26 protein-coding genes are annotated in these 17556 nt (G+C 39.0%); 23 read left to right on the top strand and 3 right to left on the bottom strand.

The features are described from left to right. The first annotated feature begins 45 nt into the window (after positions 1–45). The 3 genes from truA (at position 46) to CGC57_RS01520 (ending at position 2068) form a co-directional block, all read left to right on the top strand. Complete coding sequence (gene truA, locus CGC57_RS01530) at positions 46–798, top strand: tRNA pseudouridine(38-40) synthase TruA (protein ID WP_002678982.1); 753 nt, start codon at positions 46–48, stop codon at positions 796–798. Between the two features lie 61 nt (positions 799–859). Beyond that, on the top strand, positions 860–1384 hold the full coding sequence (locus CGC57_RS01525) for a tetratricopeptide repeat protein (protein ID WP_002678966.1): 525 nt from the start codon (positions 860–862) through the stop codon (positions 1382–1384). Positions 1385–1495: 111 nt separating this feature from the next. After that, positions 1496–2068 (top strand): DUF3109 family protein, encoded by a 573-nt coding sequence (locus tag CGC57_RS01520; protein WP_095897688.1) that lies wholly within the window; start codon positions 1496–1498, stop codon positions 2066–2068. Between the two features lie 386 nt (positions 2069–2454). Here CGC57_RS01520 and CGC57_RS01515 read toward each other — a convergent pair whose 3' ends face one another. The 3 genes from CGC57_RS01515 to CGC57_RS01505 form a co-directional block, all read right to left on the bottom strand. Next, positions 2455–2676, bottom strand: a complete 222-nt coding sequence (locus tag CGC57_RS01515; RefSeq protein WP_157909302.1) for a hypothetical protein — start codon at positions 2674–2676, stop codon at positions 2455–2457. Between the two features lie 143 nt (positions 2677–2819). Further along, complete coding sequence (locus CGC57_RS01510; protein WP_095897686.1) at positions 2820–3296, bottom strand: hypothetical protein; 477 nt, start codon at positions 3294–3296, stop codon at positions 2820–2822. Then, positions 3296–3631, bottom strand: a complete 336-nt coding sequence (locus CGC57_RS01505; protein WP_095897685.1) for a helix-turn-helix domain-containing protein — start codon at positions 3629–3631, stop codon at positions 3296–3298. Before CGC57_RS01505 ends, CGC57_RS01510 begins: the two co-directional genes overlap by 1 nt. Before the next feature lie 210 nt (positions 3632–3841). Here CGC57_RS01505 and CGC57_RS01500 point away from each other — a divergent pair, with 210 nt between their 5' ends. The 20 genes from CGC57_RS01500 (at position 3842) to CGC57_RS01410 (ending at position 17555) form a co-directional block, all read left to right on the top strand. Then, a complete protein-coding gene (locus CGC57_RS01500; protein ID WP_095897684.1) occupies positions 3842–4072 on the top strand; it encodes a hypothetical protein in 231 nt (76 codons plus the stop codon). Continuing rightward, positions 4069–4296, top strand: coding sequence for a hypothetical protein (locus tag CGC57_RS01495; RefSeq protein WP_095897683.1), 228 nt, complete (start codon positions 4069–4071; stop codon positions 4294–4296). The genes CGC57_RS01500 and CGC57_RS01495 overlap by 4 nt, the downstream gene beginning before the upstream one ends. 57 nt (positions 4297–4353) lie before the next feature. Continuing rightward, positions 4354–4635: a hypothetical protein gene (locus CGC57_RS01490; protein WP_157909301.1), complete on the top strand. Its 282-nt coding sequence runs from the start codon at positions 4354–4356 to the stop codon at positions 4633–4635. Between the two features lie 112 nt (positions 4636–4747). Further along, on the top strand, positions 4748–7603 hold the full coding sequence (locus CGC57_RS01485) for a primase-helicase family protein (RefSeq protein ID WP_095897681.1): 2856 nt from the start codon (positions 4748–4750) through the stop codon (positions 7601–7603). Between the two features lie 3 nt (positions 7604–7606). Next, positions 7607–8596: a DNA cytosine methyltransferase gene (locus CGC57_RS01480; RefSeq protein WP_095897680.1), complete on the top strand. Its 990-nt coding sequence runs from the start codon at positions 7607–7609 to the stop codon at positions 8594–8596. Continuing rightward, positions 8593–8835, top strand: a complete 243-nt coding sequence (locus tag CGC57_RS01475) for a hypothetical protein (RefSeq protein ID WP_095897679.1) — start codon at positions 8593–8595, stop codon at positions 8833–8835. Before CGC57_RS01480 ends, CGC57_RS01475 begins: the two co-directional genes overlap by 4 nt. Next, complete coding sequence (locus CGC57_RS01470; RefSeq protein ID WP_095897678.1) at positions 8832–9080, top strand: hypothetical protein; 249 nt, start codon at positions 8832–8834, stop codon at positions 9078–9080. Before CGC57_RS01475 ends, CGC57_RS01470 begins: the two co-directional genes overlap by 4 nt. Positions 9081–9253: 173 nt before the next feature. Beyond that, positions 9254–11332 carry a hypothetical protein gene (locus CGC57_RS01465; protein ID WP_095897677.1) on the top strand — a complete coding sequence of 693 codons (2079 nt, stop codon included), beginning with the start codon at positions 9254–9256 and terminating at the stop codon, positions 11330–11332. A 12-nt stretch (positions 11333–11344) separates the two neighbouring features. Continuing rightward, complete coding sequence (locus CGC57_RS01460) at positions 11345–12124, top strand: hypothetical protein (protein ID WP_095897676.1); 780 nt, start codon at positions 11345–11347, stop codon at positions 12122–12124. Further along, positions 12124–12498 (top strand): hypothetical protein, encoded by a 375-nt coding sequence (locus CGC57_RS01455; protein WP_095897675.1) that lies wholly within the window; start codon positions 12124–12126, stop codon positions 12496–12498. The genes CGC57_RS01460 and CGC57_RS01455 overlap by 1 nt, the downstream gene beginning before the upstream one ends. A 2-nt stretch (positions 12499–12500) precedes the next feature. Beyond that, positions 12501–13040, top strand: a complete 540-nt coding sequence (locus CGC57_RS01450) for a hypothetical protein (protein WP_095897674.1) — start codon at positions 12501–12503, stop codon at positions 13038–13040. A 33-nt stretch (positions 13041–13073) separates the two neighbouring features. Continuing rightward, positions 13074–13532, top strand: coding sequence for a hypothetical protein (locus tag CGC57_RS01445; protein ID WP_095897673.1), 459 nt, complete (start codon positions 13074–13076; stop codon positions 13530–13532). Between the two features lie 31 nt (positions 13533–13563). Further along, complete coding sequence (locus tag CGC57_RS01440; protein ID WP_095897672.1) at positions 13564–14151, top strand: hypothetical protein; 588 nt, start codon at positions 13564–13566, stop codon at positions 14149–14151. 86 nt (positions 14152–14237) lie between these two features. Beyond that, positions 14238–14609, top strand: a complete 372-nt coding sequence (locus tag CGC57_RS01435) for a hypothetical protein (protein ID WP_095897671.1) — start codon at positions 14238–14240, stop codon at positions 14607–14609. A 5-nt stretch (positions 14610–14614) separates the two neighbouring features. Then, positions 14615–14920 carry a hypothetical protein gene (locus tag CGC57_RS01430; RefSeq protein ID WP_095899438.1) on the top strand — a complete coding sequence of 102 codons (306 nt, stop codon included), beginning with the start codon at positions 14615–14617 and terminating at the stop codon, positions 14918–14920. Positions 14921–14927: 7 nt separating this feature from the next. Beyond that, a complete protein-coding gene (locus CGC57_RS01425) occupies positions 14928–15815 on the top strand; it encodes a hypothetical protein (protein WP_095897670.1) in 888 nt (295 codons plus the stop codon). Continuing rightward, positions 15793–15942, top strand: a complete 150-nt coding sequence (locus CGC57_RS12850) for a hypothetical protein (RefSeq protein ID WP_157909300.1) — start codon at positions 15793–15795, stop codon at positions 15940–15942. Before CGC57_RS01425 ends, CGC57_RS12850 begins: the two co-directional genes overlap by 23 nt. 28 nt (positions 15943–15970) lie before the next feature. Further along, entirely contained in the window at positions 15971–16468 is a 498-nt protein-coding gene (locus CGC57_RS01420) for a hypothetical protein (protein ID WP_157909299.1), read from the top strand. 12 nt (positions 16469–16480) lie between these two features. Further along, positions 16481–16993, top strand: coding sequence for a hypothetical protein (locus CGC57_RS01415; protein WP_095897668.1), 513 nt, complete (start codon positions 16481–16483; stop codon positions 16991–16993). A 4-nt stretch (positions 16994–16997) separates the two neighbouring features. Beyond that, a complete protein-coding gene (locus CGC57_RS01410) occupies positions 16998–17555 on the top strand; it encodes a carboxypeptidase-like regulatory domain-containing protein (protein ID WP_095897667.1) in 558 nt (185 codons plus the stop codon). Position 17556 lies beyond the last annotated feature (1 nt).

Raw genomic sequence — 17556 nt, 5'->3', positions numbered from 1 at the left:
CCTATTTTTTTATTCCTATTCAATAAAATATTTTATTTTGTCGAAATGCGTTATTTTATAGAACTCTCTTTCTTTGGTAAAAATTATCACGGTTGGCAATCTCAACCAAAGGCTATTTCTGTGCAAGAAGTTTTAGAGCAAGGACTTTCAACAATACTTCGAACTCCTATAAGTGTAGTAGGAGCAGGGCGTACTGATAGTGGTGTACATGCTTCACAAATGTTTGCTCATTTTGATGTAACCGAACCTTTACCTACCAACTTTGTACATAGATTAAACGCTTTCTTACCAAAAGATATTGCTGTTCATAACATATATGAGATGAAACCAAATGCTCATACCCGATTTGATGCCCTCAAACGTACCTATCAGTATCATATTAGTACTCAAAAAGATGTGTTTGCTTATGATTATGCAATGTTTTTCACTCATACATTAAATATAGCAATAATGAATGAAGCTGCTCAAATTCTTCTTGATTATAGCGATTTTCAATGTTTTTCTAAAACTCATACCGATGTAAAGACTTTTATATGCAAAATTTATAAAGCACATTGGGAGAAAATAGACAAACAACTAGTCTTTACCATCATAGCCGATCGTTTCTTGCGCAATATGGTGCGTGCTATTGTAGGAACTCTTATAGATGTTGGATTACAAAAGCTATCACTCACAGACTTTGAAGATATTATTCTCAGTAAGAATAGAAGTAAAGCAGGAGCTTCAGTGCCAGCTTGTGGATTGTTTCTCACTCATATAGAATATCCTGAAGAGCTCTTTATTCAAAAAATCAATTAAATTATTAGTATTATTCAGTGAAATTCATTACTTTTGCAAACTTTTTTAAATAAAACTAGAAATGAAATATCTACAAAACAAATACTTAAAAATAGTTGTAGCTGTCCTTATTGTAGCTTGGGCAGTATACCAATTCACTCGAGGAAATATAGGAAATGGCATTGCTCTCATTTTTCTATCACTTATTCCTATTTTATTGTATTTTCGCAATGAGTTTATATTACTTACCTTTTTGCGTTTGCGAAAACAAGATTTCGCAGGAATGGAAAAATGGCTTGGCAAAATCGTAGACCCCGAAACAGCCTTATTACGTAAACAACAAGGCTATTACAACTATATGTACGGAATTATTTATTCACAAAAAAATCTTACACAAGCTGAAAAATACTTTCGTAAAGCCTTGCAATTAGGGCTTACAATGAGTTACGATGTAGCAATGGCAAAATTGAGTTTAGCAGGTATAATGATGCAAAAACGCAAAAAACGCGAAGCCCAAGAACTTCTTACAGAAGCTAAAAAATTAGACAAACAAAACCTTATGACCGAACAGATAAAAATGATGCAACAACAACTTAAGAAAATCTAAATTAAGAGTAGGTCAGTATATTGATTTTAAAAATTTTAAAACAGATAAAAGAGTTAAAAGTAACATTTTGCTCTTTTATTTTTTTATTGTTAACATAGTAACTTAATAAAAATGATACAAATAGCTAATACCATTATTTCAGAAGATATAGTAGAAAGAGATTTTGTTTGCAACCTCAGTGCTTGTAAAGGAGCTTGTTGTATAGAAGGAGATGCGGGAGCACCTATAGAAGAGCGAGAACTCAATATAATGAAACGTATTTATCCAGAAGTAGCACCATACCTTACAGAAGAAGGAAAGAGAGCCATAGAGGAACAAGGAATATATGTAAAAGGAGAAGATGGAGATTGGGAAACCCCATTGATAAATGGGGGAGAATGTGCTTATGTAGTACGAAATGAAAAAGGTTGGGCACTTTGTGCTATTGAACAAGCATATAATGATAAAAAAATAGAATGGAAAAAACCTATATCTTGTCATTTATATCCCATACGTTTGCAAGAGTATAGTTCATTTACAGCGGTAAATTATCATCGTTGGAGTCCTATATGTGATGAAGCTTGTACTTTAGGGAAAGAGTTAGAGATGCCAATCTATAAATTTGTAAAAGAAGCCCTTATTAGAAAATTTGGAGAAGAATGGTATAAAGAATTAGAACTTATAGCAGAACATTTGAAAAAGTGATAATGAACATAGAGAAAACTAAAAACTGACACAGCTATTTTAAGAAGTTAGGCGTAATTAGTTGATTATCAAACTAATTACGCCTATTTTGTAGCGAAGACGGGAGGGGGTTTCCGAAAAGCACAAAACGTAAAAGTCTCATTATAAAGCCTTTTTTTTATTAGTGAAAGGCAATAAACATTACATATAAGTCCCGTAATAGACCCAATACACGGGGCTATATATAATAATATATTTTATTTTATTTTTTATGTATATTAATAGTAATAATATTTATGTGTTTTATGTGCAATAGGTTAAGTTATTGATTTTCATATATACTTCTTGCACACAAAATGCACACAAATTCATTTCTGCACATAAATTATTTATGTGTAAGTTGCAAATTAGTCTTCAATAGGTTTGAAAATCTCATCAAAATACTCTTTGGTATCATCTAAGGTATGTTCTAAGTTGTAAGTTTTACTTTGCCTATCATCTAATGTTTCATCGCTAAACGGCAGAGTAAATCTAAACTTATCATCAACTTCCAGTTCTTTGTATTTCAGTATTCCAAGTTTATCCAATTTTGCATTTACCCCTACGAGCAATTCATATATTTGCTCCATAAGCTCCCTATCGGTTAGCTGCCGATGGTTTCTAATGCTATTAAAGTTGTCTAATTCCTCTTTCATATTATTTTATAATTACTTACTTATCTTTTCCTCCATTAGCTGTATTATTTTATCTTTCAGCCCAGAGTTCTCTTGTGTCAATCGTTGGTTTTCTTATTTTCTCTCCTCCAAGCTATTTTTATATGCTGAATTTCATCTTCATAATTTGAAGGAAAAATATTATAATATATTTTACTTCCGTTTAATACCTTTCCATCTGTTTTCACAAATAAAATATAGCTTTGCGCTCCTATTTGTGTTCTATCACTATTGAAAGTCATAATAGATATAATACTACCCCTTATAATTCCTCTACAGAAAAATTTCTTTATTTCTCCAAGAGGCTTAGTTATAATTATTGTTCCTCTTATTTCTTCTCCAACTTGTTTTAAATAAATAGTAGATTTATCAATACCATCATCTTCATACCAAGTTCCAGCTACTATATACCCACCATAACTAATCTTTTTAATTAAAGGAATTAATTTTTCAACCCATAATGATTTAAAAACCCATAATAAAAAAGCTGTAACAATACCTGAAACAATTCCTATAGATAAATTATAAAAAGTCATTACTTATTCAATATTTCCAAGTTATTATCTCCAAAAATCAGCTTCATAACCTGCTCCTTTTTGTCCTTTTTAAGTTCTATCTGCAATACAGCTTTTACCTCATCATCGCTATTGTTATATTCAGTATTAGGATAAGTAATAATATCTTTTACATCTACCCCAAGAAAAATAGCAATTTGCAATAATCGTTCTATGGATAATTCTCTTCTACCTTTCTCAATAAGGCTATAACTACCCTGTTCTATACCTAAATGTTCCGCTACATTTTGTTGTGTAAACCCTTTGTTTGTACGGATTTTTAGAATATTCTGTAATATTTGTTCTTGTGTTATCATAGTATGTAAAATTAAACAATTAATAATCAATAGAATATATTTTTTTTGAAATAAATTATTACAAAAAGCTATATTTTTTATTGCATATTGAAATATTGTTATTATATTTGCACCCGAAAAACAAACCTAAAAAGCGAACTATAAACAAGACACTAATTAGAGCAACAAAATTACAAATAACTTTTTTATTAGCAAAGTAAATAAAACACTATGATCACCGAGAAAAAAACAGAAAACCTAAATCTTATAACTAAACTTTCTATCTCATTGTATGAAGATGAAGAAATTGAAAGACTAATCTTAGAACGTGATAACAGTCCAATAGGGATAGCAAAACTAACACAAACCCTAATAACAAATGCCAATAGCGAAGTAGTGAAAAAAACTATCTCAACTATCGAATCTATTCTATATAATTTTAAAAAACACACCCAAATATGATACAAGCACAAACCATATCCGTAAAACTAAAAACCGAAATACAACAACGTATCGACGACACCGTCATTGCCATTCTACACCTCAAAACCAACACCCCACAGCGAACCATAAAAAAATGGCTACAAGAGGCAAGCAGCAAACTCACACATTATTCATTCCTCATAGCCCTTTCCGAAATATTTAGTACAAACATCGAAAACCTCATCGACATACACCGCCAGTAGGGGCGAATGGCAATTCGCCCAAAGCGATACATACCGAACACGTAAAACCATAAAACAATGAATCACATAAACCAAGTTACCCGCATTCTAAACACCTTGTACGACATCGAATACATCAATGTACTATGTACAACCGTCGAAAACGATATGCTAATCATCGACTTCTCCTACCGAAACGAGAATGCTATAAGCGATATATACAACCGCCTCGCTGGTGGACACCTTAGTCTCAACAGCAATATAGGCGTTGCGCAACTCTCTTTCTTACTTACTGAATTAGACCAAGAAGACCCACAAAATACAACAATAGTAGCTTTCGCCTACCCCGATGAAAATTAAATAATGTTAGTCAGTTCGTTAGTGAAGCCGTGCTACCTGCGCAATATCGGCACGGCTTTATTTTCCAATAAGCAACTGGCAATTATCCCCATACCCTAACACCTAAAAACTAATGAATAACGACTACAAATACACCCCAGAAAAACTATACGAAAATACCGACAACGGACTCGACATACTCCACCGTTACCTCCCCGATTGCGTAGGTTGCGAACGCACCCGCAAACCATTTCGCTATCGCAATGAGCGCACCCCTTCAGCCTACCTATATTTGCCACCACAAGGCAAATGCTGGATCGTAAAAGATTTCGGTGGCGACACACATACCCCTATACAAGTATACCAGCACCTCACCGGCGAAACCGATTACCACCGCACCCTACAAGCCCTATATGCCGAATTTAATATAGGCGAAAACTCACTAAACCTCACCCCAAACAAAACATTTGCACCCCGCGGAAACCACCCCGACGGCTATTTCCGCATATACCCAAAAACACAAATCGAAAACCTACAAGTAATACACCCCTTCCTAACCCCCGAAATATGCGCACGCTATAACGTACACGAACTACAAAAAGTAGAACGCGTAACCTCTAACGGCAAACTAATGACCATAGAAGCCACACCACAATACCCTATGTTCGCCTATTCCCCCGATTTAAACAATTGGGCTAAAACATACTACCCAGCCGAGAAAAAACGCAAAATAACCGACGAAAACGGAAATACCAAAACCGAAAATTTCAAACACGGATACCTCGGAAAAAAACCTCCCGTATACCTGCACGGACTCGCATACATCAAATCCATAATCACCGATGAACGATACCAAAAAATACAAGAACTACGCACACAAGTAGAAAACTGCGACTCCCCAGAATTCAAAAAACAAATACAAGAACTCCTAAACGAAGAACTCTTACCCTACGTAATTATATGCTCCGGTGGCTCCGACGGGCTCACCCTCGCTTCTCTATCCCCCGACTTCTACCCCGTTTGGGGAAACTCCGAAGGCGATATAATACAATATACAGACTACGAGTACCTAAAAACCATAAGTCAGCACCTCATAAACCTACCCGATGTCGATACATCAGGAATCGAATTTGCCTATAAATATTCCAGAAAATACTGGAAACTCCCCACCGTATTCCTACCAAAATACTATTTAGGCGAAAAAGGCAAAGACTTCCGCGACTACGTAAACTATTTCAAAGAAGCAACACCACAAACCGTCGCCAACGAATTTAAAAAACTACTAAAAATACCAGTATCCTGCGATTTCGTAACCTTAGAAGACAAAAAATACACCATAAACCACGAAAACCTATTCTACTTCCTACAAGTAAACCACTATTTCGTATTCCAGTCCGATATAGCACAAAATACCGACAACGAAAACAAAGGATATTTAGTAAAAGTAGACGACTATAAACTATCAATCCCACAAACCGCCACCATACGCGACTTTTGTGTCAATTACTACGTTCGCAAAGGAACCACACATCAAGTGCTCAAACTATTGCGCACCTGCAAAGCCCTATCAGCCCCCGAACTCAAAAACGCCACCTACAAAAAATTCGACCTTACCAAGCACGGCAAAGAATTTCAGCTATTTTTCTTTCAAAATACCGCCATAAAAGTAACCCCCGAAAAAATCATAACACTAAAACGCGACGACATCAACAACTACATATTCGATAACGCCGTACTACCCGCCAATATCCGCCTGCTCAACGAACCATTCTTTGAGCCCTATATCGATGAGCAAGGGCGCAACCGCGTACGCATAAGCACCGATAAATGCGAATACCTAAACTTCCTCATCAACGGAAGCCGAGTCTATTGGGCTAAAGAATACCCCCACGAAGCACACCGCTGGGGAACATTCTACACCCTCAACAGCCCACACCTCACTGAAGAAGAACAAATCACACAAGAACAACACTTCTTATCCAAATGCTACGCCATAGGATACCTATTACACCGATATAAAATGCCCCATTTCGAAAAATTTATATACATAGTAGACGACGAAATGAAAGGAACCCTATCACAAAGCAATGGCGGTACCGGTAAAGGTATATTCTCCAATGCAATAAAACTCTCAACAAGCGTATTCAATTGCGCCGGTAAAGACAGCAAACTATTCGATAACACACACATATTCGACGAACTCAACGAAAACCACGACGTAATATGCTTCGACGATATGGCAGAACACCGATTTGAAAAACTATACAACTACATCACCGACGGCATACGAGTAAACCCCAAATTCCGACCAAGTTTCTTTATCCCACCCGATAAAAGCCCAAAACTATTCGGGACCTTCAACCACGCACTAAAAAACGGAGCCGATAGCGATTTCCGCCGACTATTCTTTGTAACATTCTCATCATACTACCACTACTCACACCCCGAAATGAAACGCCAGTGGCAACCAACCGACGACTTCGGGCATAGCCTATTCGACGACTGGAACGCCTCTCAATGGGACTTATTCTACAACTTTATGCTACGTTGCACCCAATTCTATATGCAAAACAAAATGAACCCCTATTTTGCCCCAATGGATAGAATAAACCACAACAACCTAAAAGCCTCAATAGGCGACAACTTCCTTGAATGGGCTGAAGAATACTTTGCAGAACGACTAAATACCGAAGTACAACGCCGAGAAATGCAAGAAGACTACAAAGCCTCCTGCGGTAATTTCAAACTCACCGCACAAGGCTTCCGCACCAAGTTAGCACAATACTGCCAACTCAAAGGATACACCCTATCCGATATCATCAAAAAAACCGAATACACCCCCGACGGTCGCCGTGCCTCCGTCGATTACTTTATGATCACCGCAAAAACCGAAAAAACCGAAACCACCAACCCGTCCCACCCGTCCGCCCCGTCCAACGACGACAACGACGACAACGACCCCGATTTATTCACCGATTTACCCTATTAAACAATGAAAATCATAGACCTATTCAGTGGTATTGGAGGCTTTTCACTTGGCTTTCAGCGTGCAGGATACGAATTTACAGAGCATTATTTTTCAGAGATAGACAAACACGCAATCGCAAACTATAAAAACAACTTTCCACATGCAAAAAACCTCGGAGACATTACAACTATTCAGCCCGCAGACATTGCAGGAGCAGACATTATCACTTTCGGTTCGCCTTGCGTCGATTTCAGCATTGCTGGAAAGCGTTCCGGACTCGCAGGCGAAAAAAGTAACATTATCAAGTACGCAATTGCCCTCATTGCTTGCGTCCGACCAAGTGTATTTATCTGGGAGAACGTTAAAGGAGTATTCTCCTCAAATGCTGGCGCAGACTTTTGGGCAATTCTCAAAGCGTTTGCCAACATTGGGGGTTATAGACTTGAATGGCAATTGCTTAATACAAGCTGGCTTTTACCCCAAAATCGACAGCGAATTTACCTTGTCGGACATCTTGCAGGACGAAGTATCCCAGGAGTATTTCCTATCCAAGAAAATGATTTCATTTCTACAAAAAAAACGCAAAGTCAATCACAGATGCAAATTAGTGGAACAATCAAAGCCAATGGCAATATGAATGCTGATGACACCTACATCATTCCTAAAACTGCAAGTACCCTCACAGGAGGCGGACATTCTGGAGGCTTACATTCCGATATGACGGTAATACAACAACGTTCACGAGGCAAAAATAAAGGCGCAGACCTAACTATTTGCCCTACTATATCGAGCAACGCCTTTCAAGAGAATAATCTACTGTGTGGCGTACGCCGCCTTACCGAAATAGAATGCGAACGCTTGCAAGGTTTTCCAGATAACTGGACACAATACGGCAACTACAACGGCAGAAAAAGGCGCATATCAAAGACACAACGCTACAAACTCATAGGCAATGCCGTAACCGTGGATATAGTAAAATTAATAGCAAAACGATTAAAAATAATAAAACAATGAACCTCGACCTATTCCCCAAAGCATTCTCCTACTGCCTACAGCGAGGCATAACAGTAGAGTGTGAAGCAAAAGACTACTACGGCAACCGCATACAATTGCACGTAAAGCGCAAAGGCAAAATAGTAGACTCCTCCAAGCAATACTACAACAACAAAACCGTTGGCGACAAACAAAAAGAAATATACATCACCCTATATGAAAGAGAATTAAAGAAAAACAAAATACCGCAAACCCTATGAAAGTACTCACAACCGTAAAAACCAAAAAACAACTCACCGCCCTATACCTCTCACAGTATAGCGAAAAGAACGTACGCACCTACATCAACGATATAATCGCACAATATCGCCCCAACGCTATTAATAGCAAAAATATCAGTCTACAAGAATTTCTCACCTTTGTAGAACTCTATGGAACCCCCGAGGGATACACCCTATCTGATGAATTACAACACGAAATAAAAAACCGAAAACTAAAAGTATAAAGAAGCTACGCATAAACATATACTTCCTCCAAGCCCGCCAATAAAGTGGGCTTTTTTATTCTATAAACTACCCAATCTTACCCAATCCTGCCCTATTGTGCCTAATCGTTTCTATTCGGTTTTCTTCTCATACTATATTTGCCCCGAATATCAATAACCTTAAACCGCATAATATGAGTATAACAGCAGACGAGATTAATAGGGGGCTACACCGCGAAGTGCGCACTGGCGCGCTCTATGGTGCTTTTATGCCCCCTTCCGACTGCTCCTCTACCAAGCTTGGCAACGGTGACACCTCTTTTGCTATACAAAATATGGCAAAAACAGCCCGCAAGTACCAGCACCACACCCGCGATTTAACCCTAAAGTTTTTCAGCGGAATGCCCCTCGAAAAACTTTGTAATGATATTCACCAATTCTTGTATTGGCACTTTCAATATAGTATTGACGGTGACAAACAGCTACTGCGTTCCCCCGCTTGTAGCTGGCTCTCCCGTTTCGACGGTATCGACTGCAAAAGCTACAGCATATTTGCCTCAACAATACTCCTCAATGCAGGAATAAAGCACTATATGCGCCGTATCAAGCAAGCTATGAACCCCAACGGATTCACGCACGTATACGTAGTAGTACCGAAAAACCAAAAAACCGCAAATCTTGCACAGGGATATTACGTAATCGACGGTACTATCAACACAATGCAAGAACTGCCATACCTCGAAAAAGACGATGTATCGGTTTATTATCATAATGAAAAGTCTGGTTTATCATCGCCCCTACCTACAATGCTCACAAGCGACACCCGACATCAAAAACGGCAAGCGTGGCGAGCATTTGTAGAGGCGATAGATAATATCGGAAAACTCAACCCTAATAACCCCGAACTTGCCAACCTCAAAGCGCGTGTATACCAACTTGCTAAAGAGAATCGTACCGATGTACCTTTCAAGATTGACGGCTTTACAATCACCCTCGACGGACGTAAATACAACCTTTGGAAAAAAGAATACGAAGCCACTGCCCTCGGTGAAGCAGATGTAAATCAGCAGTTAGAAGATTTGTTAAACCAATCCTACGAAGCTGGTAAACAAAACGCCGAAGCCACTGGCGCATATCACAAGCAAAAAGCACAACAAACAGTCAATGCAGTAGGCAATGCAGCTTCAGCCACCGCCACCGCCACCATTGTAGCCATAGGAGGAAAAGCCGCTTTAGCTTCCAACGCAGTCCCTGGCGTAGGTACCATTGTAGGACTATGTATTGCCGCTGTAACCGCTATTGTAGCCCTCGCCATAATGCTATGGGGCAACCCTTGTGCGGGTGCTTTCTATACATCTGACTATATCAATCGCGGACTAAAAGAACAATTCTTTGAGCAGTTCAAAACCACAATGAACACCCTGCGAACCAAGTTAGAACAAGGATTAGAGCCCACTGCCACAAGTGAACTCAATAAACTTTTGAAAGAAATAGACCTCGGTAGCGCACACTATTACCACGAATGCCAAGTACACGACCAAAAGTGTAGCACCGAAACCCTAAAAAGTTACGATACATTCGTCAAAAACACCAAAAAAGCCGTCGATGATATGCTCGATATGCTCAAATTCAAGCTATCCGAGAACTTCAATGTAGCAGTTATCGAACGCCAAGGCAGTGTATCCGAACGAAGTTGGTACTTCATAGTGCCCAGTGGCAAAGATGTAATATCAGCCAAATACCGCTTTTTAAAGGTAGAAAGCCGCGACAAGAAAAAAGGCATATATCCTTACGGAAGCGAACAGAGTTTTGACGCGTGGTTAGAAGAGAATGTAACCACCTTGCGAGTAGAGTACGGCGCACAACAAGCCGAAGCCTACCGTCGTGAAATGTTACCTTTCAAAGAAAAAATTGCCGCAATACGCCGTAACATATACCTCCCAGTCGTTACCCAAGTAACAATGGAAGACGAATTGCGCCGTGAGCAATACAGTATCTATCTCAAGTACGATAAAAAGTACCAACAAGAACTGTTAGACCTAGCCAAAAGCAAAACCGAAGCCTACAACCTCGCCAACAAAACATTTTGGGAAGAACTCAAAAAAATACGAGCCCAACGCCTATACGAAGAGCAACACAGCGACGAAAATCGCCGTAAAATTGCACAATCAGAAGCAAATAGAATGGTAGGGCTCGAAAGCAAAAAACTCCTAAACCTCGCCCTTGTTGGCGCATTAGGAATAGGAGTACTAACACTCATCAGCAAAAACTAATACTTAAAAAATATGTTTGATACAATAGCACAAAACAGAATTGCACGCGCCTCCTTATCCTCACCCTGCCAAGGATTAGGAGGTTGCAACAATCACCGCGCACGCGCCGAACAACAAGAAGCCGTAGAACGCTCTTTGCCCGCTCAAATAGCTTCAGTGCTAACACAAGTAAGTACATTGAAAAACGGCGCACAACAAAAAGAATATGATTTGCTTAGAGAAAAGCAAACAAAATTAGAACAAGAAGTTATCAAGTTAAATGCACAACTCAAGCAAAACAAATTAGTAGTAGACGCTTGGGAAACCAACCCTCAACAACAAGCAGGAGTAGAGGGATTAGGCTGGTTTGGTAAACGTTTGTGGAACAAAGCATTTTCTTGTGAGCATTACGAAGAGAGATTAAATGAAAGCATTGAAAGAACACGCCCTTTGGAAGTTAAACTTGCAGAGGCAAACAAGGACTTAAAAAACATTCAAGCGCAATTATCCCCAGAGAATTTGCAGATACAGCGCAACGCAATAGCCAAATTGGAAGCTGAAATCGCTCAAAAACGCGACCTACTCAATAGCTATAATAAGCGTATCGCCGACTCCCGTACCAGCTACCAAGCCAACAAAGACGCTCAAAAACTCGCCCTCGAACGTGAAGCACAAGAAGCAGCCGCCAAAGAGCAAGCCAAAGCAACAGCTAAAGAGCAAAGCAAGCAAACACAAACTATAATATTAGTAGGTGCAGCACTCGTAGGAGGTTACCTATTATTCCACAGATCAGCCACAAAAGTAAACGCATAATGAATACTGGAGCCCTCTTAAACGGCATAAGCAATGGGCTAACATTAGCACAACAAGGAAAAGACTTGTACGATAGTTTTGGCAACAAAAACAATGGCAATAGCAACAGCGGTAATACCGTAGTAAACGAAAATCACTACCACGTTACCAAAAGTAAAGAAGAACTCGAAATAGAACGCCAACGCCTCGAATTAGAGCGACAGCAAGCCTCATTTGCCAATGCCACCGCCCGAAGCCAGCACGCCGAAAAACTTAGAAATGAACGTAAAATTGTCGATAGTATTACCGATAAAGGTAGCGATAACACCGCACTATATATGTTAGGAGGTATCCTCTTCTTAGGTTTTATTATCGTACTAATGAGAAAAAAATAAAAATGGAAGCAAAATTAGCAGTATATCAACTCGCCGCCCCCTGCACCACTTGTAACAGTGGCGGAATGTCTGGTTTCCTTGATTTTCTAAAGGCAAACCCCGAAAAGAAAGCACAACGCCAGCAAAACCGACAAATCAGACAAGAACAACGCCAGCAAAATCGTGTAATACGGCAAGAGTTACGAGAAAAGAAAGGCGGTAATATCTTTCAGCGAAACAATATTACAGCAGGCACCACACTCGAACGCCTTAACCAGTTAGTAGATTTAGCAGGAGGAGCCGCCAATGTTATCAATTCTTTCAAAAGCGGTCAGCCAGTACGCGTAAACGGCGAAGATTTAAGCCCAGAAGAACAAGAATATGTATACAAAACCGCAGTTGCACGCCAAAACGGCACCCTCAACGAAAGCAACAGCAATAGTATGTTCCAACAGCTAATGTTAGCTAAAATGTTAGATGACAATAAGAAAGACAATACCCCCCTATATATCGGGCTCGGTGCCGCAGCACTTATTGTTATTGTCCTAATGATGAAAAAATAACACCCTATAACAATTTAAAAACAATCAGAAAAAATGAGCAAAATTAATCAAAAAACACTCACCGAAAGCGCTACAACAGCAGCTGGTGTCGTAGCTGGCGCTATGGTTTCACGAGTTGCCGCCGATAAATTATCAGGCGTACTCAAAAAACCTCTCTTGCGCCACGGAGCCCTCGCCCTTGCAGGACTTGCCCTTGCCGCCTTTGTAAACCCGAAAGAAACAAGCGGTAAACTCCTACAAAGTGCTGGTGCAGGTATGGCAGCTACCCAACTCACCGAAGTACTCAAAAGCGTACTCACCAAGGAAAATGAACCGATGAAAGAGGGTATCCTCAAAACAGCCCTCGGAGCCCCAGCCGAAGAAACCACCGTATACGTAGATAGCAGTAGCGAATACTATCCGTATGAAGAGATTGTAGACAACCCCTTTGAAGAACAACCACAACAACAAAATTTGTTCCTCTCAGGAGCCGACCTATTCGCAGAAGCCTAATTATTAATAAACACTTAAAACACAAACACAAATGAATGAGTATTTTGTAAATGAAGAGCAATACCAACGTGTTGCTACATTCCTCTCCCGCCAAGCAGCCAAATTTAATCTTTCACCAGATGTAATGGCACGTATGAAACCTACCCCAAGTGAATTGTATGTAAAATCTAAATTCAACGCAGGTGGAAATGTACCACTTCTCAACGGAAACAGCACCCAAGAAGTAGGCGTAACAAACTTTGACGGTAACCGTCTCGACAACGGTCGCTTTTTCGTCATCGATTCAGTATCCCTATTGTATGGAGAAGCCGCCGATAGTAAAAAAGTATGGGAGGTGGATTATAACAAAGAAATCCCAGCTGAACTGAAAGCCTCTCACTTGGTACTTCGCCAAAATGGTGAAGTAATCATCAAATTGCCAGTAGAAAGTATCTACCAAGCAAGCAAAACCGATGATCGTTACCGTCGCCTCGGCGCTTTAGCAGTGATTGAGCCTACACAAACAGTAGACCTTACTATCGAAACCCCTGCAGGTAGTTCTATTACTACCGCTAATGGTAGCGACAAATCTTTCGTACAAGTCCTATTCAAAGGCTTTGAAACTTATATGAAACGATAAGAGTAAGTGCCATTTTGTCAGTTTGCCAATGTGTCTATCACATTGGCAAATCGACAAAATAAACTAATTAACAAATTGAAAACAAGATGACAAGTAGTATAATAACAAACCGCGTTAATATTAAGATTTCAAACGGGCAAAAAGCGCAAACCGAATACGTTACACTCGAAAAAGGTAAATGTGTAGGCGTGTACTTTATTCCTTTTAAAAACTACAACCCCGAATTTGCTATCGAAATGAGCGTGCGCGACCCGCAATCAAACACTATTATTGAGCCAGTAGATTATCGCGATTTTCAGCACAAAGGAGGTGGACATATACAAGGAATGAAGCAAGTTGGTTTTGATTGCAACAATAACAAATTCCAAGTTGCTGTTTTGGCAGAGCAAAACCTTACCGATGATTTCATTGGTGAGTTAGTTTTCACCATTCAACGCGACTGCAATTGTAGCGAATAATGATTATGAGAAAAGGACTTTTATATCGCCATCGAATCACCGATGATACTGTATTCGATTTCTACAGCGACACAAATAAACAGGGCGTTGTAGGACTCACCATTCGTAATGACGGCGAAACCTCATTTATCATCGATGACAGCGTAGGTGAAGAGTTTGCGCCTCGTGAGGTATTTATGGCGGAAAACGAAATTCCTATCATAAATACAGCATTTCGTGTCAAATTTAAAAAAGAAGCAGGAAAAACCAATAGTGCCATAATGACCTATATCGTCCCCATAGTAGATAGTAACAACTTAGAAAATCAATAAAAATAAAATGGAAAACCCAGCAGAACGTATCGAGCAGTTCCTATCCGAAAACCCAGCAAATATTATCACCGTAACGCAAGGCACCGCCCGTTTAGCCAAACAAGCAGCGCCAAAGTACGGCTTCTCCTTGCAGGATATATACACCCTATACGGCACTGTTAGTGATTTTCTTAAAATATTACCTACTAAAGGATTTACAACCGATGTAAAAATTGATTTAAAACGCCTATATGGTTCGGGGGCTAAACAAACAAGTTATAAAATTGATACCCTCACTCTCAATTTCAAAAAAGAAACACCTATGAACGAAGTCGTTACAACTCAACAGCCTACACCAAATGTTCCCACAGCACCTGCGCCAACTGTTCCCACAGCACAAGCACCAACTAATATGCCAACAGCTATGGGGTATCCAATGGGGCTAGGCTATACTCCAGTAGCAACTACCGACTGGATAACAAGTAAGGTAGTAGAGGAAAGATACAGAGATTTATTGCGCGACAACGACACTTTGCGTGAAGATAACAAAGATTTACGAAGCCAAGTACGCACGCTAAATGAGGAAAAAGCCTCTCTAAGATTGCAGTTAGATACAGCAGACAAGAAGCACGAGTTGGCATTAAAAGAGGAGTTGCTGAGTAAAAAAGGTTTCTGGGAAAGCCCTGCCTTTGAAAAAGTGAGTGAATCGTTAGGTGCAATAGCCCCGTTAGTTGTCGAAAAAATGATGTCAGCACCAGCACAAGCACCCGTAGCAGCTTTAGCAGGGGCTAATCTATCATTAGCAAAGAGCGAATTTATTAAGGTGATTAGTAACCCTCAAATTAGCGATGAAATCATAGGAGAATTGTACGAATTTTTAATGCAACGAAACAATGAACAAACAACAAGCCCTTGATAAATTAGCAACATTAGACGAAAAAGTATTAGTACGCCTCGCAAGCCTTTCAGAAAATAAAAAGGCTTTGAGTTATTTCTCTAACACCATTCTTTGGAATACACTAAAAGCATTCTTAAAGATATAGCAATTGCTAATCCTTAAAAGATATGAAAATGAGCAAAAAAAATAAATTATCAGGTGCTGCCAGCGAAGTTTTTGCTAAGGTAGCCGCCGAAGATAACCGAAAAGCTGTATCTACAACTATAAATATAGGATTTATTCTATTTGGTACAGCATTTTTAGCAACAGCAGGGTACGCATTCTATACATTGTATTGGAAAAATAGGTTCAAAAAAATGAAATACAACCCAAAAGCAGCACAAAGCAATGTATCACCAGCAGCAGCTTTAGCAAAAGCAAATACGTTGTATGCTGCTATGAAAGGTGCAGGTACTAATGAAAAAGAAATATATAAAGCCCTTGCAGGCGTTAATTACAATGGATTCGTAGCTATATACAATGCTTTTGGTAAACGCGAGGGAGCTTTAAATTTTTCTATAGGTAATAGAGGAGATGAAGATTTATTAAGTTTTTTGCAAGGTGATTTAGGCGAAAAAGAATTAGCAACCTTGAGAAATCTAATGGCATACGATGCAAGAAGTTTATTTTAAAACTATTAAGATATGAATGTAACAAAAAAACAAGCATATATCATTGGAGGTATAGCATTAGTAGGCTTAGGCGTTGGTGCTTATTTTCTATTCAAAAAAGACAGTGGAGAATACAACGAAAAAGCAGCTGAAAACCAAGCTAACGCACCCGAAGTAATTGTTGGTAAAACGGGTGTAAAAGTAAAGGCTACTCCAGAATACCGAGAAGAATTATTGAAGTTTGCAAAAAGTACTGAATTAAAAGAAACTACACGTGCTTTGCTTACCAATATGAATATGAGTTGGATAGGTAGAGATAAGGAGCAAATAAAATCATTGATATATGATAGAATCGCTACTGATGATCATATGAAAATTTTAAAGGCTTATTTTCATTGCCACAAATTCTCTCACGGAATATACAATAAGTGTTGGGACTTAACTTCTTGGCTTAAACACGCCTTGGGCAGTGAAGACTGGAACGCAATGACACTAAGATACCCATCTTTACAGATACCTACCGTATGTTATTGCAAAAAAAAATAATGATATGAGAAACATATTGCAAAACCCCCAAACCAATACAGTAGTACAAGTAGGTACTATTGATCAATTTTCAAAAAAATGCAAAATGAAAGTCAATACACAAACCTTGCAAATACGGGTAATAGATAAACTCACTAATAAACCATTAGTAGGGGCACACATAGCCAATATAAGTAACATTGGAAAGGGAACTGTTACCGACAAAAACGGATATTTCTTATATCGTAATCTCGGCTTGAAAACCAAGTTAGACAAGATAAGAATATCTTACGTAGGGTATACCCCTATTACTATTGATGCTACTTCATTGTTATCAATTAAAGCTATCTATCTGAATATACAAGTAGAAAATTTGCCAGAAGTAACCTTGTCGCCTAAAAAAGATCCTCAAAACGCACCAGTTCCAACATCTGCACCCGTACCAAAACCTAACAATCCTAACATCAATGTCCAACCATCTCTCAATAAAAAAGTGAAAGAAAGTGCCAGTTGGATATGGATAGCTATAGCAATTATAACAGCAGGAGGAGTATATTATTTTTCATCATCTAAAAATAAATAAA

The sequence above is a fragment of the Capnocytophaga sputigena genome (assembly GCF_002302495.1).
GTDB lineage: Bacteria > Bacteroidota > Bacteroidia > Flavobacteriales > Flavobacteriaceae > Capnocytophaga > Capnocytophaga sputigena.
Note: the sequence above shows the minus strand (reverse complement) of the source record. Positions and strands in the feature narration are given on the sequence as shown.

What these genes read in the sequence shown, in the direction of transcription:
- truA (WP_002678982.1), top strand. Translation starts at nt 46, where the DNA reads ATGCGTTATTTTATAGAACTCTCTTTCTTTGGTAAAAATTATCACGGT.
- CGC57_RS01525 (WP_002678966.1), top strand. Translation starts at nt 860, where the DNA reads ATGAAATATCTACAAAACAAATACTTAAAAATAGTTGTAGCTGTCCTT.
- CGC57_RS01520 (WP_095897688.1), top strand. Translation starts at nt 1,496, where the DNA reads ATGATACAAATAGCTAATACCATTATTTCAGAAGATATAGTAGAAAGA.
- CGC57_RS01515 (WP_157909302.1), bottom strand. Translation starts at nt 2,676, where the DNA reads ATGGAGCAAATATATGAATTGCTCGTAGGGGTAAATGCAAAATTGGAT.
- CGC57_RS01510 (WP_095897686.1), bottom strand. Translation starts at nt 3,296, where the DNA reads ATGACTTTTTATAATTTATCTATAGGAATTGTTTCAGGTATTGTTACA.
- CGC57_RS01505 (WP_095897685.1), bottom strand. Translation starts at nt 3,631, where the DNA reads ATGATAACACAAGAACAAATATTACAGAATATTCTAAAAATCCGTACA.
- CGC57_RS01500 (WP_095897684.1), top strand. Translation starts at nt 3,842, where the DNA reads ATGATCACCGAGAAAAAAACAGAAAACCTAAATCTTATAACTAAACTT.
- CGC57_RS01495 (WP_095897683.1), top strand. Translation starts at nt 4,069, where the DNA reads ATGATACAAGCACAAACCATATCCGTAAAACTAAAAACCGAAATACAA.
- CGC57_RS01490 (WP_157909301.1), top strand. Translation starts at nt 4,354, where the DNA reads ATGAATCACATAAACCAAGTTACCCGCATTCTAAACACCTTGTACGAC.
- CGC57_RS01485 (WP_095897681.1), top strand. Translation starts at nt 4,748, where the DNA reads ATGAATAACGACTACAAATACACCCCAGAAAAACTATACGAAAATACC.
- CGC57_RS01480 (WP_095897680.1), top strand. Translation starts at nt 7,607, where the DNA reads ATGAAAATCATAGACCTATTCAGTGGTATTGGAGGCTTTTCACTTGGC.
- CGC57_RS01475 (WP_095897679.1), top strand. Translation starts at nt 8,593, where the DNA reads ATGAACCTCGACCTATTCCCCAAAGCATTCTCCTACTGCCTACAGCGA.
- CGC57_RS01470 (WP_095897678.1), top strand. Translation starts at nt 8,832, where the DNA reads ATGAAAGTACTCACAACCGTAAAAACCAAAAAACAACTCACCGCCCTA.
- CGC57_RS01465 (WP_095897677.1), top strand. Translation starts at nt 9,254, where the DNA reads ATGAGTATAACAGCAGACGAGATTAATAGGGGGCTACACCGCGAAGTG.
- CGC57_RS01460 (WP_095897676.1), top strand. Translation starts at nt 11,345, where the DNA reads ATGTTTGATACAATAGCACAAAACAGAATTGCACGCGCCTCCTTATCC.
- CGC57_RS01455 (WP_095897675.1), top strand. Translation starts at nt 12,124, where the DNA reads ATGAATACTGGAGCCCTCTTAAACGGCATAAGCAATGGGCTAACATTA.
- CGC57_RS01450 (WP_095897674.1), top strand. Translation starts at nt 12,501, where the DNA reads ATGGAAGCAAAATTAGCAGTATATCAACTCGCCGCCCCCTGCACCACT.
- CGC57_RS01445 (WP_095897673.1), top strand. Translation starts at nt 13,074, where the DNA reads ATGAGCAAAATTAATCAAAAAACACTCACCGAAAGCGCTACAACAGCA.
- CGC57_RS01440 (WP_095897672.1), top strand. Translation starts at nt 13,564, where the DNA reads ATGAATGAGTATTTTGTAAATGAAGAGCAATACCAACGTGTTGCTACA.
- CGC57_RS01435 (WP_095897671.1), top strand. Translation starts at nt 14,238, where the DNA reads ATGACAAGTAGTATAATAACAAACCGCGTTAATATTAAGATTTCAAAC.
- CGC57_RS01430 (WP_095899438.1), top strand. Translation starts at nt 14,615, where the DNA reads ATGAGAAAAGGACTTTTATATCGCCATCGAATCACCGATGATACTGTA.
- CGC57_RS01425 (WP_095897670.1), top strand. Translation starts at nt 14,928, where the DNA reads ATGGAAAACCCAGCAGAACGTATCGAGCAGTTCCTATCCGAAAACCCA.
- CGC57_RS12850 (WP_157909300.1), top strand. Translation starts at nt 15,793, where the DNA reads ATGAACAAACAACAAGCCCTTGATAAATTAGCAACATTAGACGAAAAA.
- CGC57_RS01420 (WP_157909299.1), top strand. Translation starts at nt 15,971, where the DNA reads ATGAGCAAAAAAAATAAATTATCAGGTGCTGCCAGCGAAGTTTTTGCT.
- CGC57_RS01415 (WP_095897668.1), top strand. Translation starts at nt 16,481, where the DNA reads ATGAATGTAACAAAAAAACAAGCATATATCATTGGAGGTATAGCATTA.
- CGC57_RS01410 (WP_095897667.1), top strand. Translation starts at nt 16,998, where the DNA reads ATGAGAAACATATTGCAAAACCCCCAAACCAATACAGTAGTACAAGTA.